At 64.2% G+C, this 19,018-nt stretch carries 17 protein-coding genes; 11 read left to right on the top strand and 6 right to left on the bottom strand.

Annotated features, from left to right (window positions below):
• Window positions 1-120: 120 nt before the first annotated feature.
• Window positions 121-822 carry a transcriptional repressor LexA gene (lexA, locus tag IVA75_RS26210; RefSeq protein WP_106945054.1) on the top strand — a complete coding sequence of 234 codons (702 nt, stop codon included), beginning with the start codon at window positions 121-123 and terminating at the stop codon, window positions 820-822.
• A gap of 464 nt (window positions 823-1,286) precedes the next feature.
• Complete coding sequence (locus IVA75_RS26205) at window positions 1,287-1,721, top strand: hypothetical protein (protein WP_247289612.1); 435 nt, start codon at window positions 1,287-1,289, stop codon at window positions 1,719-1,721.
• A 131-nt stretch (window positions 1,722-1,852) separates the two neighbouring features.
• Here IVA75_RS26205 and IVA75_RS26200 read toward each other — a convergent pair whose 3' ends face one another.
• The 4 genes from IVA75_RS26200 to IVA75_RS26185 all read right to left on the bottom strand — a co-directional run bounded on the left by IVA75_RS26200 (window position 1,853) and on the right by IVA75_RS26185 (window position 6,630).
• Window positions 1,853-4,132 carry a ComEC/Rec2 family competence protein gene (locus IVA75_RS26200; RefSeq protein WP_247290005.1) on the bottom strand — a complete coding sequence of 760 codons (2,280 nt, stop codon included), beginning with the start codon at window positions 4,130-4,132 and terminating at the stop codon, window positions 1,853-1,855.
• Between the two features lie 95 nt (window positions 4,133-4,227).
• Window positions 4,228-4,461, bottom strand: coding sequence for a DUF2171 domain-containing protein (locus tag IVA75_RS26195; RefSeq protein ID WP_007610829.1), 234 nt, complete (start codon window positions 4,459-4,461; stop codon window positions 4,228-4,230).
• Between the two features lie 86 nt (window positions 4,462-4,547).
• Entirely contained in the window at window positions 4,548-4,934 is a 387-nt protein-coding gene (locus tag IVA75_RS26190; protein WP_247289611.1) for a nuclear transport factor 2 family protein, read from the bottom strand.
• Window positions 4,935-4,953: 19 nt separating this feature from the next.
• Window positions 4,954-6,630, bottom strand: a complete 1,677-nt coding sequence (locus tag IVA75_RS26185) for a glutamine--tRNA ligase/YqeY domain fusion protein (protein WP_247289608.1) — start codon at window positions 6,628-6,630, stop codon at window positions 4,954-4,956.
• 166 nt (window positions 6,631-6,796) lie between these two features.
• Here IVA75_RS26185 and gltX point away from each other — a divergent pair, with 166 nt between their 5' ends.
• The 9 genes from gltX to IVA75_RS26140 all read left to right on the top strand — a co-directional run bounded on the left by gltX (window position 6,797) and on the right by IVA75_RS26140 (window position 16,783).
• Window positions 6,797-8,224 (top strand): glutamate--tRNA ligase, encoded by a 1,428-nt coding sequence (gene gltX / locus IVA75_RS26180; RefSeq protein ID WP_247289606.1) that lies wholly within the window; start codon window positions 6,797-6,799, stop codon window positions 8,222-8,224.
• 196 nt (window positions 8,225-8,420) lie between these two features.
• Window positions 8,421-9,725, top strand: a complete 1,305-nt coding sequence (gltA, locus tag IVA75_RS26175) for a citrate synthase (protein WP_247289604.1) — start codon at window positions 8,421-8,423, stop codon at window positions 9,723-9,725.
• A 167-nt stretch (window positions 9,726-9,892) separates the two neighbouring features.
• Window positions 9,893-11,071 (top strand): ROK family transcriptional regulator, encoded by a 1,179-nt coding sequence (locus tag IVA75_RS26170; RefSeq protein WP_247290003.1) that lies wholly within the window; start codon window positions 9,893-9,895, stop codon window positions 11,069-11,071.
• A 57-nt stretch (window positions 11,072-11,128) separates the two neighbouring features.
• Window positions 11,129-12,415 carry an ABC transporter substrate-binding protein gene (locus tag IVA75_RS26165; protein WP_247289602.1) on the top strand — a complete coding sequence of 429 codons (1,287 nt, stop codon included), beginning with the start codon at window positions 11,129-11,131 and terminating at the stop codon, window positions 12,413-12,415.
• Window positions 12,412-13,335, top strand: a complete 924-nt coding sequence (locus IVA75_RS26160; RefSeq protein ID WP_027567140.1) for a sugar ABC transporter permease — start codon at window positions 12,412-12,414, stop codon at window positions 13,333-13,335. The genes IVA75_RS26165 and IVA75_RS26160 overlap by 4 nt, the downstream gene beginning before the upstream one ends.
• The gene (locus IVA75_RS26155) at window positions 13,328-14,185 is read left to right on the top strand and encodes a carbohydrate ABC transporter permease (RefSeq protein WP_027567141.1); all 858 of its coding nucleotides are present in this window, start codon (window positions 13,328-13,330) and stop codon (window positions 14,183-14,185) included. The genes IVA75_RS26160 and IVA75_RS26155 overlap by 8 nt, the downstream gene beginning before the upstream one ends.
• 10 nt (window positions 14,186-14,195) lie before the next feature.
• Window positions 14,196-15,305: an ATP-binding cassette domain-containing protein gene (locus IVA75_RS26150; RefSeq protein ID WP_247289600.1), complete on the top strand. Its 1,110-nt coding sequence runs from the start codon at window positions 14,196-14,198 to the stop codon at window positions 15,303-15,305.
• Window positions 15,302-16,069 (top strand): SDR family oxidoreductase, encoded by a 768-nt coding sequence (locus tag IVA75_RS26145; RefSeq protein ID WP_247289597.1) that lies wholly within the window; start codon window positions 15,302-15,304, stop codon window positions 16,067-16,069. The genes IVA75_RS26150 and IVA75_RS26145 overlap by 4 nt, the downstream gene beginning before the upstream one ends.
• Window positions 16,070-16,252: 183 nt before the next feature.
• Window positions 16,253-16,783: a DUF1003 domain-containing protein gene (locus IVA75_RS26140; RefSeq protein WP_027567144.1), complete on the top strand. Its 531-nt coding sequence runs from the start codon at window positions 16,253-16,255 to the stop codon at window positions 16,781-16,783.
• Window positions 16,784-16,968: 185 nt separating this feature from the next.
• Here IVA75_RS26140 and lpxB read toward each other — a convergent pair whose 3' ends face one another.
• Window positions 16,969-18,153 (bottom strand): lipid-A-disaccharide synthase, encoded by a 1,185-nt coding sequence (gene lpxB / locus IVA75_RS26135; RefSeq protein WP_247289595.1) that lies wholly within the window; start codon window positions 18,151-18,153, stop codon window positions 16,969-16,971.
• Complete coding sequence (gene lpxI, locus IVA75_RS26130; protein WP_247290001.1) at window positions 18,150-19,007, bottom strand: UDP-2,3-diacylglucosamine diphosphatase LpxI; 858 nt, start codon at window positions 19,005-19,007, stop codon at window positions 18,150-18,152. The genes lpxB and lpxI overlap by 4 nt, the downstream gene beginning before the upstream one ends.
• Between the last annotated feature and the right edge of the window lie 11 nt (window positions 19,008-19,018).

Raw genomic sequence — 19,018 nt, 5'->3', positions numbered from 1 at the left:
TTGCGGAACATGTATCGAACATATAGTGTCCGTTCATGATTTGTTTCGAGCATGTAGCGGCTTATTGCCGAATTCAGCGTCTCGGAATCGGACGACATCAACCGGGGGACTTTGGTCGAGATGTTAACGCGCAAACAATACGAGCTTCTGCGGTTCATCAGTGAACGTCTGAAGGAAAGCGGCGTACCGCCCTCCTTCGACGAGATGAAGGATGCGCTCGACCTGCGCTCGAAGTCGGGCATCCATCGCCTGATCACGGCGCTCGAGGAGCGTGGCTTCATCCGACGCCTGCCCAACCGCGCCCGTGCGATTGAAGTCATCAAGCTGCCGGAGCTCCAGGCAGCCGCCGGCAGCCGCCGCGGCTTCACGCCGAGCGTCATTGAGGGCAATCTCGGCAAGGTGCGTGCGAGCTCCAGCCTGCCCGCGGACGAGGGCGAACGTCCCGTCGCGGTGCCGGTGATGGGTCGCATCGCGGCCGGCACGCCGATCGAGGCGTTGCAGACCCGCAGCCATACTATCAGCGTACCGCCTGACATGCTCGGCTCGGGCGAGCATTACGCGCTCGAAGTGCGCGGTGATTCCATGGTCGAGGCCGGCATCCTCGATGGCGACATGGCGCTGATTCAGCGAAACGAGAGCGCCGATACCGGCGACATCGTGGTGGCGCTGATCGACGACGAGGAAGCCACGCTGAAGCGCTTCCGCCGTCGCGGCGCCTCGATCGCGCTCGAGCCCGCCAACGCGGCCTATGAGGTCCGCATCCTGCCACCCAACCGGGTGAAGATTCAGGGCAAGCTGATCGGGCTTTACCGGAAGTACTGATACCGGGCGTCCTTGATACCGGGAGTACTTCATACCGGAGGTGCTTGGCGCCGCGCGCGCTTCCGATCGGCATCGCCGGTCAGGGATTGGAGCGGATCATCGTCCGCTCCGGCTGGGTAGTCTTTCTGGTTCTGCACAGACTATCCGGCCCCTCCTTCGGCGCTGGCTCCTCGCGACGCCCACGAAGCGGAACTGGTTCGCGGCGCAAGTGTTCGAGGAAACAGCGGCCAGCGATCAAGCTCGACCGTTGCGGTCAAGCCGGCGATATTCGCGCACGCGCCTCCCGAATGCATCGCAGCAGGCTTTGTTCCTATTGAATGCGGGAAAGATAATGTGATCGCGGCTTGCGGAAACCAGCCGCAGATTTGCCCACAACCAAGCAGAGCGTTCATGCTTCAACTCTGATAGAGGCCTGCGCCTCGATTAAGAGACGCGGGTTGCTATCCCAGCATGAGGAGCACCCGATGTGTGACTACAGCCTGCATGCCGTCGCGTCGCGCCCCGCCGAAGTCGGCGAGACGATCGTCACGACAAGCTTCCGCGGCACCTCGACGCGCGGCTTCGCCTCGGCAGCCGATCCGTCTGTTGCCGTGTGCCTGCTGCCGGGAACGGAGCTCGCCTTCGCCGACGACGTTCGCTACGACAATCGCTGGATCTGGACGCGCACCATCAATTCCCGCGTGGGCAAGTTCGGCAAGATCGACCCGCACGTTCCCGACCGCCATCATGACGCGATCGAATTCCCGGACGGCAAATATGTGCTGGTGACGCAGCTCGTCGAAGGCCAGCGCGCGACCGTGCTGCAACTGCCTGTGACCGAGCCGGTGACGGAGCGCGAGCACAAGGCGCAGGTCATCGCCGACAGGCAGCCGACCGTCACGCGCCTGCCGATCGGCTGACGCAGCCGGCTACGAGGTCGGAGGTCAAGATTGAATCGCCATCGCCGGCCGTGGCCGGCGAGATGGCGTGGTTTGCGCCCAGCGAATCCGAGCAGATGCACCGATCCACTGCATTGCTCCGCACCGTCAGATCAATCGTCGGCCTGCAAGTCGGTCTCCGCCGGCGTTGCGTCCTTGATGCGGGGCGCGATCGCCTTCGGCGCAAGGCTGCCGTCGAAATCACCCTCGCCTGCGCCGGCTGGCAACCAGGGGCGGCTCGCGCCTCTCGCCCTCACCGCGTGAACCACAAAGCCGTCACCACGCTGCGTCAGCGCCAGCGCACTCTGACTGGCGAGCCGTTGCCGATCGACCACCATCGCCGCGCAATCGGGCGGCGCGGGGCGTGTCGTCACCACCAGCGCGGCCCGACTACAATCGTCCGCAAGAGCGTCGACGCGCAGTGCCAGCGCGACCAACCTCCCGTCGGCCAGTGGCGTCACGCAGCCCGATTCGTCACATGACACGCCATCGGCCAGCGAGGCTCTGCCGGCATCGCGCGGATCGGCGTCGGCAGCGAGCCATTCCTTGAGCAAAAAGCTGTCCTTGCTCGTCCTGATCAGGTGCAGATATCCGTCCCTGCCCCGCACCGCGACGCTGGCGCCATCCCCGGCAATCAGGATGTCGGGCTGCCGCGCCGACAGTCCCCAGAGGATCGCTGCCAGCAGGACCAGGGCGCCGGACCAGCGTAGCGGCGTGCGCAACAAGCCTAGCACAATGATTCCCAGGCTCGCCGCGATCAGCGACGTGATCCCGAACGCCGGGATGCGGCCGACCGCGCCCGGCAATGCCGCGACCCAGCGCGAGACCGCGACCATCCACTCGATGCCGATCCCCATCAGCCACCAGAACACGCTGTCCAGCCCGAACGGCGCAGCAAGCAGCCCCAACAATCCCGCCGGCATCACCAGCGCCGAGACCACCGGCATCGCGCAGAGATTGGCAAGCACGCCAAACGGCGTGACACGGTGGAAATGGAAAGCGGCGTAGGGCGTGGTCGCAAGTCCCGCAATCAGCGAGGCCATGAACAGCATCGCGATCTCGCGGCCACCCCACATCGCAATGCGCGCGGTCGCCGAATGGTCCGGCGAGGCAAACAAATTGGGCATGCCGATCTGCACCAAGGCGACGAGCCCGAGCGTTGCCGCAAACGACATCTGAAAACTCGGATGCACCAGTGCTTCCGGCGCGACCGCCAGCACGATCAGCGCGGCGACAGCAAGCGTGCGAAAGGTGATGGCGCGGCGATCGACCATCACCGCGATCAGCACTACCGCCGTCATGAAGAACGATCTTTGCGTTGCGACCTCCGCGCCCGACAGCAGCAGGTAGAACGCAGCAGCGACCAGCGCGGCGGCCGCCGACCATTTCTTGATGGCGAAGCCGGCCGCAAGTCCCGGGATCAGAGCGAGCAGCGCCCGCACCGCGAAGAACACGACACCGGCAACGACGGCCATGTGATAACCGGAAATCGAGAGCACGTGGCCGAGACCGGAGATGAACATCGCATCGTTGACGGGCGTGGTGATCGCATCGCGCCGCCCGGTAAGCAGCGCGGTCGCGATCGCCCGGTTGTCGCCGTCGAGCGTCGCCCGGATGCGGGCATCGATCGCATCGCGCAGGCCTTGCATGAAGGCCGCATAACGCAGCCGCAAGCCGGCGGTCTCAGGCGGCGGCGCCGCCGTGATTGCGCCCATCGCGAAACCGGAGGCGCCGATGCCCTGGAAGAACATGTCACGCGAAAAGTCGTAGCTGCCGGGCCGCACCGGCGCGAGCGGCGGCATCAACCGTGCCTTCAGCTGAACGAAGCTACCGACCTCCGGCGCGGTGCCTTTGCGGACCGACAGGCGCACGCGCTCAAGCCTGACGTCGCTGCGTTGCGCCTCCATCGCAGTGACGCGCAGCACGAAACGATCGGTACGCTCGCGGATGTCGCGAGCCTCGACAAAGCCCGACAACGACACCGAATAGAGCGCCTTTGCCAGCACCGGGTGGGCGATGCGCGCCGTCTTCCAGGTCGCGACGGCAAAGCCGGCCGCGACCGCCGCGATCATGATGGCTGGGGCGAACAGCCGGCTCCGCCGCAACAGAGCCGCGCCAAGCAGGAGTGCGATGGCGGTCGTGGCAACGACCCACAGTACTGGCTCGTGATCGGCAGAGAAATAAAGCGCGATGCCGCAGCCAAACGCTACGGGCACCCACGGCAACAGCCGCCCGGCGCCAGCCTCGGCGCGTAGCCATGCGCGGAGGGTCTCGGCCAGCGATGTCCAGAGGTCGAGGCCTGCAGGCGCGAGGCCGCCCGCGGACGCGGTGCGGCCCGCGGGCCACGTCCCTGCGATCCCCTGCGACCGTACCGGCCGGCCCGGCTCCGCCATTTCGTGCACTCGATGATCCGCAACGAAGTCAGAAGCTACCGGAACGTGCAGGCGGGCGGATAGCGGTACGGATCAGGAACGAAAGGTTGCGATCGCTACTTTTCCTCTTCCATCGTCACAGCGACATCGGCCTTGGCCGACAGCCGAACCTTGTTGCCCTCAATATCGGCGACGAGGCCCTTGTCGATGAAGTGATGATGCCCCTTGTGGCTGCCTTCGCCGCTGTCTTTCTTGGTCAGCTTGATGCGATTGCCTTCGACCTTGTCGACGGTGCCGATATGGACGCCGTCGGCGCCGATGACTTCCATATGCTCTGCGATGTTCTGCATGGTGGGTTCCTTGTTGGACCCACCCCAACGCGCAGGCCGCACGTTCGTTCTCTCACGGGAATGACGAAGCCGTGTGCCCCCGCTGGTCAGATCAGCGGCGCCTGCGACGAAGCGTGGTGATTGACGATCTTCCAGTCGCCGTCCTCGCGAATGATGACCCAGCTCATTTTGACCGAGAAATCGGGGCGTTCGCCGGCAAGATCGAACGAGATGGTCGCGGCCATGTTGATGAGGTCAGGACCTGCCTGCGCCGCCCTCACCTCGGAAAACACCGCGCCCGGCTTGCGCCAGCGCGGCAGGCCGTTGAAATAGTCGGCGACGCCGTCCCCGCCCCGGTAGAGCTTTGGGTTGGAGCCGAAGAAGAAGGCATTCTTCGAATACAGAGACGAGAGTGCCGCGGCGTCGAGCGTTGCGAAGCCGGCGCGCCATTTCGCGATGACGGCGGAAACGATCGCGTCGGCTTCATTGCTCATTGCGGTCTCGCAGCTCTTTTCAGCCCTTGGCAACTTCCTTCGCGAACGTGTCGCGCAGACCGATGGTCCTGGAAAATACCGGTCTGCCGGGCGTCGAGTCCTTGTCGCGCACGAAATAGCCCTGGCGCTCGAACTGCATCGGCTCGGTCGAATTGCTCTCGGCGACCGATGCTTCGACGCGGGCATCAGCGAGAATTTCCAGCGACTGCGGATTGAGGTCGGCCGCAAAATTCGAGGCGTCCGGGCTCGGATTGGCAAACAGCTGGTTGTAGACGCGGATTTCCGCGGGCACGGATGTTGCCGCCGACAGCCAGTGCATGGTGGCCTTGACCTTGCGGCCATCGGGCGCGTTGCCGCCCTTGGTCGCGGGATCGTAGGTGCAGCGCAGCTCCACCACCTCGCCGGCCTCGTTCTTGATCACGCCGGTGCACTTGACGAAATAGGCGTAGCGCAGCCGCACCTCGTTGCCGGGCGACAGACGGAAGAACTTTTTCGGCGGGTTCTCCATGAAGTCGTCCTGCTCGATATAGAGCTCGCGGCCGAACGTGATCTTCCGGGTGCCGGCAGAGGGATCGTCCGGATGGTTGATCGCCTCGAGCTCCTCGGTCTGCCCTTCCGGGTAGTTCTCGATCACGACCTTGAGCGGCTTCAGCACCGCCATCCGCCGCTGCGACGTGCGGTTCAGCTCCTCGCGGATGCAGAACTCGAGCATGCCGACGTCGACAACGCTGTTGGCCTTCGCCACGCCGATGCGCTTGACGAATTCGCGAAGGGCGGCCGGCGGCACGCCGCGGCGGCGCATCCCCGCCATGGTGGGCATACGCGGATCGTCCCAGCCCGCGACATGGCCCTCGCGGACGAGCTGGGTCAGCACGCGCTTGGACAGCAGCGTGTAGGTGAGGTTCAGCCGCGCGAATTCGTACTGGTGCGGCTTCGACGGCACCGGCAGCTTCTCGATGAACCAGTCATAGAGCGGCCGGTGGTCCTCGAACTCCAGCGTGCAGATCGAATGCGTGATGCCCTCGATCGCATCCGACTGGCCGTGGGCATAGTCGTAGCTCGGATAGATGCTCCACTTGGTCCCGGTGCGCGGATGGTGCGCATGCAGGATTCGGTACAGCACGGGGTCGCGTAGATTGATGTTGCCCGCACCCATGTCGATCTTGGCCCGCAGCACGCGCGCGCCGTTCGGGAATTCGCCCGCCTTCATGCGACGGAACAGGTCGAGGTTTTCATCCACGGTGCGATCGCGGAACGGCGAGTTCTTGCCGGGCTCGGTCAGCGTGCCGCGCGCAAGACGGATCTCCTCCTGGGTCTGGTCGTCGACATAGGCGAGCCCGTCTCGGATCAGCTGCTCCGCCCATTCATAGAGGCGATCGAAATAGTCCGAAGCGAAGAACAGGTTCTTGCCCCAGTCGAAGCCGAGCCAGCGCACGTCGGCCTGGATGGAATCGATATATTCCTGCTCTTCCTTGACCGGATTGGTGTCGTCGAAGCGCAGATGGCAGCGGCCCGGAAATTCCTGGGCAATGCCGAAATTAAGCGCGATCGACTTGGCGTGGCCGATATGGAGATAGCCGTTCGGCTCCGGCGGGAACCGGGTCACGATCTCCTTGTATTTGGCCTGGTCGAGGTCGGCCTGGATGATGTCACGAATGAAATCGCGCCCAACCTCGTTCGCCACCGGTTCTGTCATTACGAAAATCCTGTAGGGAAATCAGCGGCCCTTCTGCCAAATTCGGGAGGCTGAGCCAAGGGCTTAAGCAAGGTCTCAAGCAACCCTTGGCGGTCCGCTGCCGGGCTTTAGTTATGCTCCGGTCCTGTTATATACCACCGCCTCCAATGCATAGGCCCTGCCAAGAATGACCTCTCCCGTCGTCACCCGCTTTGCTCCCTCGCCGACCGGCTTCCTCCATATCGGGGGCGCGCGCACGGCGCTGTTCAACTGGCTCTATGCGAAGAAGCACGGCGGCAAGATGCTGCTACGGATCGAGGATACCGACCGGGAGCGCTCCACCGAGGCGGCGATCGGCGCCATCCTCGACGGCCTGAAATGGCTGGAGCTCGGCTGGGATGGCGACGTTATCTACCAGTTCAGCCGCGCCGCCCGCCACCGCGAGGTCGCCGAGCAGCTGCTCGCCGAGGGTAAGGCCTATCGTTGCTACGCGAGCGCCGAGGAGCTCACCGCGATGCGCGAGAAGGCGCGCGCAGAGGGACGCACGCGCCTCTATGACGGCCTGTGGCGAGACCGCGATCCGGCGACGGCCCCGACCGACGTGAAGCCCACCATCCGGCTCCGCTCGCCCCAGACCGGCGAGACCGTGATCGAAGATCAGGTCCAGGGCCGCGTGGTCTGGCAGAACGAGAATCTCGACGACCTCGTCCTGCTGCGCGGCGATGGCAACCCGACCTACATGCTCGCGGTGGTGGTCGACGACCACGATATGGGTGTCACCCATGTCATCCGCGGCGATGACCATTTGATCAACGCGGCCCGCCAAAAGCAGATCTACGACGCGATGGGCTGGACGCTGCCGAGCATGTCCCACATCCCCCTGATCCACGGCCCGGACGGTTCGAAGCTCTCCAAGAGGCACGGCGCGCTTGGCGTCGACGCCTACCGCGCCATGGGGTACCTCCCGTCCGCGCTCCGCAACTATCTCGTCCGGCTCGGCTGGAGCCATGGCGACCAGGAAATCTTCTCGACCGAGGAGATGATCGCGGCGTTCGACCTCGCCAGCGTCGGCCGCGCAGCAGCGCGCTTCGATTTCGCCAAGCTGGAAAACCTCAACGGCCACTACATCCGCAATGCCGACGATCAATCACTCGTGAAGATGTTCGAGGACGTGCTCGACCACGTCGTGCCCAGCCGCGACGAGCTTAAGGCCAAGTTAAACGACACCACGCGCGCGCAGCTGCTGAAGGCCATGCCGGCCCTGAAGGAGCGCGCCAAAACGCTGATCGAGCTGATCGACGGCGCCTATTTCATCTTCGCGGACCGGCCGCTGGAGCTTGATCCGAAGGCGGCAGCGCTGCTGACGCCTGAGAACCGCAAGCTGATCGGCCAGCTTCATTCCGCGCTGGAGAAAGTCGAGATGTGGAGCGCAGCCAATGCAGAAGCCGCGCTGCGCGCCTATGCCGAGGAAAATAGTCTCAAGCTCGGCGCGGTCGCCCAACCGCTGCGGGCGGCGCTGACGGGACGGACGACGTCGCCCGGCATATTCGAGGTTTTGGACGTCCTGGGACGCCAGGAAAGCCTGGGCCGGCTTAAAGATCAGGCCACGGAATAGGCCTAGGACCGCGCTAAGGACCCGGGCCCAAGGACCAGGCTACGACGTAAGTCGACCATGCGTGGCGCCATCTTGCAGCGCACACAGCAATAATATACCCATCTCAGCCGTACCTTCTGGAACATCCGGCTTGCCCCGCGATATCTCATCGGGGCCTCCGGGTCCGGCCCGTTTCACCATACATCGGGGACCTCTGATGGACGCAAAACCAAGCAATAAGACCGCCACACTGACGGTCGGAAACAAGAATTTCGATCTTCCGATCCACAGCGGCAGCGTCGGGCCCGACGTCATCGATATCGGCAAGCTCTACGGCCAGTCCGGCCTGTTCACCTACGACCCGGGCTTCACCTCGACCGCGAGCTGCCAGTCCAAGATCACCTATATCGACGGTGACGCGGGCGTGCTGGAATACCGCGGCTATCCGATCGAGCAGCTCGCCGAGAATGGCGACTTCCTCGAGACCTGCTATCTGCTGCTGTTCGGGGAGCTTCCGACCGCCGCGCAGAAGAAGGATTTCGACGACCGCGTGATCCATCACACGATGGTGCACGAGCAGATGGCCCGCTTCTTCCAGGGCTTCCGCCGCGACGCCCATCCGATGGCGATCATGGTGGCGGCTGTCGGCGCGCTCGCCGCGTTCTATCACGACTCAACCGACATCAACGATCCGAAGCAGCGCATGATCGCCTCCATGCGCATGATCGCCAAGATCCCGACGCTGGCTGCGATGGCCTACAAGTACACGGTCGGCCAGCCCTTCGTGTATCCGAAGAACTCGCTGAAGTTCGCCGAGAACTTCCTGCATATGTGCTTCGCCGTGCCGTGCGAGGACTACAAGATCAACCCGGTGCTTGCGGATGCACTGGACAAGATCTTCATCCTGCACGCCGACCACGAGCAGAACGCCTCGACCTCGACGGTGCGTATCGCCGGCTCCTCCGGAGCCAACCCGTTCGCCTGCATCGCCGCCGGCATCGCCTGCCTGTGGGGCCCGGCGCATGGCGGCGCCAACGAAGCAGCGCTGGCGATGCTCGCCGAGATCGGCTCGGTCGACAAGATCCCCGAGTTCATCGCCAAGGTGAAGGACAAGAACTCTGAAGTCCGCCTGATGGGCTTCGGTCACCGCGTCTACAAGAACTACGATCCGCGCGCCAAGATCATGCAGAAGATGTGTCACGCCGTGCTCAAGGAGACCGGCCATGGCGACGATCCGATGCTGAAGGTGGCGCTCGAACTCGAGAAGATCGCGCTCAGCGACCAGTACTTCATCGACCGCAAGCTCTACCCGAACGTCGACTTCTATTCGGGCATCACGCTGAAGGCGATGGGCTTCCCGGTCTCGATGTTCACCGTGCTGTTCGCGGTCGCCCGCACCGTCGGCTGGATCAGCCAGTGGAGCGAGATGATCGAGGATCCGCAGCAGAAGATCGGCCGTCCGCGCCAGCTCTACACCGGCGTCACCCGCCGCGACTACATCGCGATCAAGGACCGGAAGTAAGTCGAGCCATCACGGCTTTCGAAACGGCGCCATCTCCGGATGGCGCCGTTTTCCGATACAATCTTGCTGCCGCGCACAACAACAAGTCGGCGCAATGCCTCGGCCGGCGCTTGACGTCGAAACGCTTCGCGCGCAAATTCTTACTCTAAGTAAGAATGACGACAGGGATGGAAATGCCGGAGCAGCCGAGAAGTCGGCGGCAGACGCGTGCTGCCATTTTGACTCATCTGCTTCAGTCGGGCGGGTCGTTCCGGCCGCCGCTGGCCAAGGCCGTGCGCCTGTCGGAAGCGAGCCTGTCGCGCATCCTGTTCGACCTGAAGGCCGAAGGCCTGATCGAGGAAGTGCGGCGCCCTGCCCCTTATGTCGGTGGCCCGACGGGCCTCGTGTCGCTCGATAAGGCGGTGGCGCTCGCGGCGTTTGAGCTGACCACTCAGCGGCTCAGCGTCTGCGTTGGGGACCTGTCGGGCGAACTGCACTACAGCGGGCATGTGCCGCTACCGAAGACGCCGACCGTCGCGACCGTCAGCCGGGCGTTTCGCGAGGCGATGACATTGCTGCACGAGTGGACGCGGGGCCGACGCATCCCCCTCGCGCAGATCGGCGTCTCCATTCCGGGTCTCGGCCGGCTGGGCGCGTCAGGCAATCCGATCATTCCCTGCGATGTCGGGCGCATCAGCGAGATGTTCGGCGAGAATTTTGCCGGCGTGCCGGTCGAGTTCACCAACTCCGTCGTCGCGCACGCCATTTTTCACCGTTGCCGCACGGAGAACTATCCATTCAGCGGGGCGCATCTCTTCGTCTTTGTCGGTCAGGGCGTCGCGGGCACCTGGATGGATGATCCGATCGAGGACGATGCTCTCCAGCCGGTCGAGCTCGGCCACATGGTGTTCGGAGCCGACGGACCAATTTGCCGCTGTGGTCATCATGGCTGCGTCGAGGCCTATACGTCGCTTCCGGCCCTGGCCGAGCTTCTTGGCGTCGCGGAAGCCGAATTGCTTCAGCTCGGCAGCGAATGGGTGACCGCGATGCCGCTCTCATCGCGCGTGCGGCAGGAATTGCGCCGGCGGCTATTCCGGCTTGGCCTTGCGATCGGCAATACGCTGAACGTGAAGCCCTGCAAGGGCGTCGCGATCAGCGGCTGGCCGTCGCTTCTCGCCGAAGACGATCGCAACGCGCTCGTCGAGGGGATCGACGCCTGTCTGTTGGGCGGCCGCAAGCACGCGCAAGTGTCGCTCGCTTTCGTGCCGCCGTCGAATGGCAACGATCCGCGGGCGGCGCTGGCGTTCGCGGCTTTCTGCCTCGCTTGCCGCGGCGGCATGCCGGCCGCATCGAGCGAGGCCGCCTGACATACCTGATGCCGCGCGGCGCTCGCGCGAAAGAGTTCACACCGGGAGGAACTTGCCATGCCGATCACGACAACAAGGCGCCGTCTGCTCGCCGGATCTGCGGCCGCGCTCGCGCTGCCGGCATTTGCCCGCGCGCAAAGCGCGGTGAAGCCGCGTCTGACTGCGATCTCGCAATGGTCCGCAGGCAGCGACGGGGCGGCCATCACCGCGCTCGGCAAGAAATTCGAGGAGAAAGGCGGAGTTTGGCAGCACTCGCCCGTCCCCGGCTTCACCACCGAGATGATGAACAAGCTGCGTGCCCAGATCATGGCCGGCGATCCACCGGCCTGCTCGCAGCTCAAAGGTCCCGAGATCGCCGCCTGGTCCAAGATTGCCCCGACCGTCGATCTCGACGCCGTCGTCGCTGCCGCCGGATACGAAAAGGTTGTCGCTCCAGACCTTGCAAAATTGCACAAGCCGGGGGGCAAGTGGATTGCACTGCCGTTGCAGATCTACAGCACCAACATGCTGTTTCTCTCCAAACGCGCGATGGACAGGGCCAAGGCCGACAAGATCCCCGTCACATGGGCTGAGTTCAACGACCTCGCCGAGAAGATGAAAGCAGGCGGAGTCCCCTATCCCATCGCCAACGGTGGCACCCGCGCGGACGACGGCCAAAAATTCGAGGCCGCTTTGGCGGGCATCAGTCCCACTGCCTACCGCGCAGCCATCATGAACCTCGACAAGAAAGCCCTGGAAGGCCCCGAGATAAAGGCGGCCTTCGTACAGGTGCGCAAGATTGCCGACTGGATGGATCCCAACGTCGGCGCCCAGCACTTTTCGACCAACCTAAAGCGCTTTGTCGACGGCGACATGGGGATGATGATCATGGGCGGGTGGGCGCAGGGCGTCTTGCGCAACGCCGGCTTCAAGTTCGAGGACTTCATCATCGCCCCGGGCCCGAGCGACAATAGCAAGCCGGTCTTCCTGTTGAATGCCGATGCCTTCATATTCTGGCAGCGCAAGGAGCCCGATTTGCAAGCCGGCCAGACGCTGATGGCCCAGCTCGTCATGGATCCAGCGATCCAGACCATGTATTCGCAGATCACGGGATCGATCCCCGTGCGCACCGATGTCGATCTCTCCGGCGAAGGCTGGTCGGACGGTCAACGGCGGACCGCAGCAGCCCTGAAAGACGCGATCGCCAGCAATCAGGCCGTCCTCAGCCTTGCGCACAACATGGCACAGGAAAACGGCATGACCGCAGCGATCATCGACGTGATCACGGAGTACGTGAAGAACAAGACAATCAAACCGGAGCAAGCGGCCATACGCCTCGCCGACGCCGTCGAGAGCTCACGTTGACGATCGCCGTCTCGACAACACCGGGCCGGCCGGCGGCCGCTGACTGGGTACGCCGGCTGCCCGAATATTTGACGATCTGGGTGCCGCTGCTGTTGTCCGCCGCGCATCTCATTGCGTTTACGCTGTGGACGATCTGGATATCGTTCACGCCGTCCACTCTGGTCCCGGTCTCGGGCTGGGTCGGTTTGCGCAACTATTCTTCGGTTGCAGCATCGCGGAACTGGCAGATTGCCTTGGACAATCTGCTGCTGTTTGGCAGCGCCTTCGTGTTGCTGAGCCTGGCGACCGGCCTCATCCTTGCGATCCTGCTCGATCAGCGCATTCGCGGCGAGAACCTGCTGCGGTCTATCTTTCTCTATCCTCTGGCGGTGTCATTCGTGGTCACCGGCACGGTCTGGAGTTGGCTGCTCAATCCTGGCCTCGGAATCCAGAAGCTGGTCCGCGACCTCGGCTGGACCTCGTTCCGGTTCGACTGGCTGATCGACCGCGATATGGCTATTTGGACCATCGTTATCGCTGCGATCTGGCAATCCTCCGGTTTCGCCATGGCGCTGTTCCTGGCCGGCCTCCGCTCCGTCGACGCCGACCTGATCAAGGCCGCGCAGATCGACGGCGCCGGACCGATCCGAATGTACCGGCGGGTCATCCTGCCGACCCTTTGGCCGATCACCATCACCGTCATCGTCATCCAGCTGCAGTTCGCGATTTCGACCTTCGACCTCGTCCGCGCGCTCACCAACGGCGGACCCGGGATCGCGACCCAGCTGCCGGCCCTCGTCGTCTACGACCTGATGTTCCAGCGCAGCCTGCTCGGACGGGGAGCGGCGGCGGCAGTGCTCATGTTGCTCATTCTTCTCGCGGTTTTACTGCCCTATGCAGCGTGGCGCTATGTCCAGCGGCGGCGGGCGATCCATGCGTGAGCGAACCATCGCGCCAGGCCGGATCCTGATCTATCTCGTCGTCTCGCTGGTCGCTGCAGCGTGGCTCGCGCCATTGGCTGTTGTCGTCCTGAATTCGCTCCGTACCAACGAGGAGATCGCGCAGGCCTCGATGATCGGCTGGCCGAAGCAATGGGCATGGAGCAACTACGCCGCGGCCTGGAGCGGTTTCTGCGTCGCCGAGACCTGCGCCGGCATCCGGCCGTACATGCTGAACTCCGCGCTGGTCACGATCCCCGCGACGATTTTCTCCACCCTGCTTGGTGCTGTCGCCGGTTACGCCATATCGCTCTGGCGCTTTCGCGGCGATAGCTGGATCTACGGCATCGTGACTCTTGGGCTCTTCCTTCCCCAGCAGATGCGCTTGCTTCCCTGGACCATCGTGTTGCGCGATACGGGCCTGATGAATACGCTGACTGGCCTGGTCGTGATCCATACGATCCAGGGGCTCTCCTTTACCGTCTTGTTCTGCCGAAACTACTACACTGCCATCCCGCAGGATTTGATAAGAGCTGCGCGCATCGATGGCGCCGGGTTCTTTCGTATTTTCTGGCGCATCATCCTGCCGCTCTCGCCGCCTATTCTGGTCGTCACCGTGATCTGGCAGTTCACGCATATCTGGAACGAGTTTCTCTACGGCGTGACATTCACGACCGGTCAGCAGCAGCCGGTCACCGCCGCGCTGATCGCGCTATCCGCCGCGGTCGCCGACATCCCGCAACATGGCGTGCAAAGCGCGGCGGTGATGATCGCCGCCCTGCCAACCCTGCTGATCTATCTGATCGGCGGCAAGTATTTCGTGCGCGGCCTCACCGCCGGGGCCGTGAAATGATCGGATCGTCATGGCAGCCCTAAGCATTCGCTCCCTGTCCAAGCGCTACGCCAATCTGGAGGTGCTGAAGGGCATCGATCTCGACATCGAGAGCGGTGAATTCACCGTGCTCGTCGGCCCATCCGGCTGCGGCAAGTCCACGCTGCTCAACATCATCGCCGGGCTCGACCTCCCGAGCGCAGGCACCGTGGAAATCGGCGGACGTATCGTCAACGACATTCCGCCGAAGGACCGCGACATCGCCATGGTGTTCCAGTCCTACGCGCTCTATCCGTCGATGACGGTGCGCCAGAACATCACCTTCGGCATGGAATGCCGCCACGTACCGAAGGCGGAGCAGGAGAAGGCGCTGGCGAACGTGGCCCGGCTGCTCCAGATCGAGCCGCTGCTCGGCCGCAAGCCCTCGCAGCTCTCCGGCGGCCAGCGCCAGCGTGTGGCGATGGGCCGGGCGCTGGTACGCGATCCCCTGCTCTTCCTGTTCGACGAGCCGCTCTCCAATCTCGATGCCAAGCTGCGCGTCGAGATGCGGATGGAAATCAAGCGGCTGCATCAGCGCATCGGGGCCACCATCGTCTATGTCACCCACGACCAGATCGAGGCGATGACGATGGCGACGCGCATCGCCGTGATGCATCGGGGCGTGGTGCAGCAGTTTGCCGATCCTGACACCGTGTATCGCTATCCCGCCAATCTGTTCGTGGCGCGTTTCATGGGCTCGCCGCCGATGAACACGATGCCGGCACGGCTCGACGCCGACGCCGGCGGGCCGGTGGTCGTGATCGGCGCGGGACGGCCGGACGAGGTCCGCCTCCGCCTTGGCCAATACGACGCGGCGGCCCCTTTCGTCGGCCGTGACGTGGTGGTCGGGATCAGGCCGGAATGCATCGCCGAGGGGAGCCGCGTGTTCTCCGCCGATCCGCCCGTCGTCGTCAACGCGCCGGTGGAGATGGTCGAGCCGACGGGGGCCGAAACGATCGTGCTGCTGCGGCTTGGCGGCGAACCTGCGCTGGCGCGCATCACGCCGGATATCCGCCCCACACCGGGCGCCGCCGCCCCGTTCGCGCTCGACACGCGCCGCATCTGCCTGTTCGACCCTGAGACGGAGCGACTGATCGCATGACAAGAACGAGCTATGCCGGCCTTAGGGATCGCGTGGTATTGATCACCGGTGGCGCCAGCGGCATCGGTGCCGCCTTCGTGCGGGCGTTCGCAGCCCAGGAGGCTCGCGTCGCGTTCCTGGATCTCGATGAAGCAGCCGGCCGGGAGCTGGTCGCGGAAGTCAAGGCCGCGACCGGAGCCGGACCCCTGTTCATGCCGTGCGATCTCCTCGACATCGACGCCTTGCGCGGCGCCATGGCGCAGGTGCACGGATCGCTGGGCGACGCCGCGGTTCTCGTCAACAACGCCGCCAATGATCAGCGTCAGGTGCTGGCCGAGGTAACCCCGGCCGAGTTCGACTGGATGATCGGTGTCAACCTCAAGCACGTCTTCTTTGCCGCGCAAGCCGTGGTGCCGCAGATGCAGGCGCGCGGCGGCGGTTCGATCATCAACATGTCGTCGATTGCCTGGATGCGCGGCGCGCCGGGGCTGCCGGTCTACGCCGCGGCGAAGGCCGCGATCGTCGGCTTCACCAACTCGCTCGCCCGGTCGGTCGGTCCCGACCGCATCCGCGTCAACGCGATCGCGCCGGGGATGGTGATCACGGAGCGTCAGCGCCGGCTGTGGTACCCGGACGACCAGACGATCGCCGAGTTGCGCACGCGTCAGGCCATTCCCGACGCGGTGACGCCCGACGACATCGCGAACATGGCGCTGTTCCTCGCCTCCGATGAGAGCCGGCGCATCACGCGCCAATGTTTTCAGGTCGACGCTGGTCTCGGCTAGACCGTGAACCGAGCCGCTGTCGTAGAGGTCCGCTCCGTCTCCGACAGCAGCCGCGTGAGCGCACCTCACCTTGGGTCCGAGTTGGGCTAATAAGCGACATCGGCACGGAATGGCCCTAGTATGACCGTGGAGCGGCGAGCACTAAAAAGCGCTTACTCGCCCAGATGTTTACTGGGGACGCAAATGAACAGCGAGCAAAGCCACAAAATACACCTAAGTCTCGAGGATCAGCAGCGATTGCAAGAACTTCGGGCGCAAAAGCCGGCACGCAACACACCCAAACCTGCCCTAGCTCCGGGAGCGATCCTGGCTGACCGGGTGGCCGAAACGGTTGGCTCCTGGCGTTTCATTATCATCCAGAGCGTACTACTTGGCATCTGGATCGTTCTGAACATGATGGCATTCATCAATCATTGGGACCCCTATCCCTTCATCTTGCTGAACTTAGTTCTTTCCTTCCAAGCAGCCTACGCAGCGCCCATCATCATGATGAGCCAGAACCGTCAATCCGAGATTGATCGCAAGCACGCAGAACACGACTACCGAATAAATGTGAAGGCTGAACTCGAAATCGAATTGCTGCACAACAAGATTGACGCCTTGCGTGAGCAGGAAATCTTACAGCTACTCAATATCATTCAACGTTTGTCTGCGCACCTTGCGCCCGAGCTTGTCGCGGCTATCGAGGCCGAAGCGGTGCCGCATAAGGCCTAGGTGACCTTCCTTGTCGCTGGACCGTCAGGCGAGTCGCTGCCTCTAGGGATCGAGTGCTACGCGGGTCTTCCACAGTCGCGGACGGCTCCTACTCAATGACTGCTTTGAGTCACAAACCGCCGATCACGCCCAAGGTGGGAGACTTCCGCTTTTCGCTGGTAAGCCGACCTTTATGAGCACGCGTCCTAGCTAGCCCGCCTGCCCTTGCGCATGGTCGCCAGCACGATGTCGGCTGCGAGCACGCTCGGCGACTTGTTGCCGGTCGACATGATCGCGTCGAGCTGCGCGAACGCTTCCACCTGCCCTCGGCGCAACGGTGAATCGGCCAGAAGCTCCGTGAGCGCGGGCGCCAGCTTCTCTGGCGTGCAGTCTTCCTGCAGGAACTCCGGGATGACATCCTTGCCGATCACGAGATTGGCGAGGATCACCGAGGAGACGCGGATCGCGCGGCGCAGGATGAAGGCTTCGATCGCGCCGACGCGATAGGCCGTCACCATCGGAATGCCCGATAGCGCGAGCTCCAGCGTCACAGTGCCGGATTTTGCCAATGCCGCGCGCGCGATGCGGAAGGCGGCGCGCTTCTCGTTCTCGCCGACCACAATTTGAGGCTTGACCGGCCAGTTCGCGATGCCTTCACGAATGGTGGCTTCGAGATGCGGCATGGTCGGCAGCATCAGTTCGAACGCGCGGCCGTCCGTCCGCAATCGGCCGAGCGTCGCCCCGAACACGTCGAGATGGTGCCTGATCTCACTGCGACGGCTGCCGGGCAACACCAGCAAGACCGGCGGCTCGCCGTCGCGACGCGCCTGCTCCTCCGCGTTCGGCCGCAGCGAGGGCAATTGCTCGATCAGGGGATGGCCGACATAGCTGCATGGCGGCCCGCCGAGCTTGCGATATTCGTCCGGCTCGAACGGCAACAGGCCGAGCACATGGTCGACATAGCCGAGCATGGTCCGCGCCCGTCCCGGCCGCCAGGCCCAGAGCTGCGGCGAGACGTAATCGACGATCGGGATCGCCGGATTGCGCGCCCGCACGCGGCGGGCGACACGGTGGGTGAAGTCGGGGCTGTCGATGATGACGAGCGCGTCCGGCGCGGCTTCGGTCACGGCCTCCGCGGTCTCGCGGATCAGCCGCAGGATCTTCGGCAATTGCTGCACGACCGCGGCGAAGCCCACGATCGAGAGCTCCTCGATCGGAAACAGCGTCTCGAGCCCCTGGCGCGCCATGGTGTGGCCGCCGACACCCACGAACTGCACGCCGTCGCCGAGCCGCTGGCGCAGCACCTTCATCAAGGCGCTGCCGAGCCGGTCGCCGGATTCCTCCGTGGCGATCAGGAAGATCTTGCGCTTGGGATCGCGGCCTTGCATCACGCCGGCAGGCCAATGACGAAGAGATATTTGGCGTCTGCGAGTGCGATCATCGCCTGCGGCTCGGCCGCGATGGTGTTGCCGGCGACGACGGCGATCCCGGCCAGCCCTGCGGCGGCGACGCCCTCGAGGGTGCGCGGGCCGATCGTCGGCAGGTCGAAGCGCAAATCCTGACCGCTCTTTGGTACTTTCACCAGCACGCCGCGCCTCGTGGCGGCGCGGATGCGGCCCTCTTCGCGCAGCCTTGCCACGCGCGCGAGCAGCGCATCGGTGCCCTCGATATCCTCGACCGCTACCACATGGCCATCAATCACGACCGCGGCCTGGCCGATGTCGAACGGACCGAGCGCGGTCAGCACCGCGCGTCCGCGCTCGATGTCGGTCTTGCCGGTGTCGCTCGGCCAGGCGCGGCTGATGCAGCCCTCGGGCATCAAGAGGTCGGGCGCGACATCCTTGATGCCGACCATGCGAAAGCCGCCCTGCTCGAGAATGCGCCCGACGCCGGACAACAAATGATCGTCGCCGCCGCGGAAGGCGCGGATGACATTGCCAAGCAGCCGGAGCGTCGTGAAGTCGACCCGGACCTCCGAGAGCGAAGGCCGTACCAGCGTGCCGATGAAGATCAGGTCGCGGCAGCCCTCCTCGCGAAACAGCCGCATGGCGCGGCCGAGCTGGCCGACCGAGATCCATCGATGACGGAATTTTTCCACCCGTGCCGGATCGCAGGCTCCCCGAAGGGGAAACAGCACTGGTGTGATGCCGCGGGCAGCGAGCGAGTCGGCAACCGCGAACGGCATCGCGCCGCCGCCAGCGACCACGCCGACCGGCGATGAAATCTCCGAAGCCGCCGATGTCATGCCCGGGGCCA

Source organism: Bradyrhizobium sp. 134, assembly GCF_023074155.1.
Taxonomy (GTDB): Bacteria; Pseudomonadota; Alphaproteobacteria; order Rhizobiales; family Xanthobacteraceae; genus Bradyrhizobium.
The sequence above is the reverse complement of the archived record's forward strand: the minus strand, read 5'-3'. Positions and strand labels throughout refer to the sequence as shown.

Coding starts and splice junctions, on each gene's coding strand:
- lexA (WP_106945054.1), top strand. CDS start 121: ATGTTAACGCGCAAACAATACGAGCTTCTGCGGTTCATCAGTGAACGT.
- IVA75_RS26205 (WP_247289612.1), top strand. CDS start 1,287: ATGTGTGACTACAGCCTGCATGCCGTCGCGTCGCGCCCCGCCGAAGTC.
- IVA75_RS26200 (WP_247290005.1), bottom strand. CDS start 4,132: ATGGCGGAGCCGGGCCGGCCGGTACGGTCGCAGGGGATCGCAGGGACG.
- IVA75_RS26195 (WP_007610829.1), bottom strand. CDS start 4,461: ATGCAGAACATCGCAGAGCATATGGAAGTCATCGGCGCCGACGGCGTC.
- IVA75_RS26190 (WP_247289611.1), bottom strand. CDS start 4,934: ATGAGCAATGAAGCCGACGCGATCGTTTCCGCCGTCATCGCGAAATGG.
- IVA75_RS26185 (WP_247289608.1), bottom strand. CDS start 6,630: ATGACAGAACCGGTGGCGAACGAGGTTGGGCGCGATTTCATTCGTGAC.
- gltX (WP_247289606.1), top strand. CDS start 6,797: ATGACCTCTCCCGTCGTCACCCGCTTTGCTCCCTCGCCGACCGGCTTC.
- gltA (WP_247289604.1), top strand. CDS start 8,421: ATGGACGCAAAACCAAGCAATAAGACCGCCACACTGACGGTCGGAAAC.
- IVA75_RS26170 (WP_247290003.1), top strand. CDS start 9,893: ATGGAAATGCCGGAGCAGCCGAGAAGTCGGCGGCAGACGCGTGCTGCC.
- IVA75_RS26165 (WP_247289602.1), top strand. CDS start 11,129: ATGCCGATCACGACAACAAGGCGCCGTCTGCTCGCCGGATCTGCGGCC.
- IVA75_RS26155 (WP_027567141.1), top strand. CDS start 13,328: ATGCGTGAGCGAACCATCGCGCCAGGCCGGATCCTGATCTATCTCGTC.
- IVA75_RS26150 (WP_247289600.1), top strand. CDS start 14,196: ATGGCAGCCCTAAGCATTCGCTCCCTGTCCAAGCGCTACGCCAATCTG.
- IVA75_RS26145 (WP_247289597.1), top strand. CDS start 15,302: ATGACAAGAACGAGCTATGCCGGCCTTAGGGATCGCGTGGTATTGATC.
- IVA75_RS26140 (WP_027567144.1), top strand. CDS start 16,253: ATGAACAGCGAGCAAAGCCACAAAATACACCTAAGTCTCGAGGATCAG.
- lpxI (WP_247290001.1), bottom strand. CDS start 19,007: ATGACATCGGCGGCTTCGGAGATTTCATCGCCGGTCGGCGTGGTCGCT.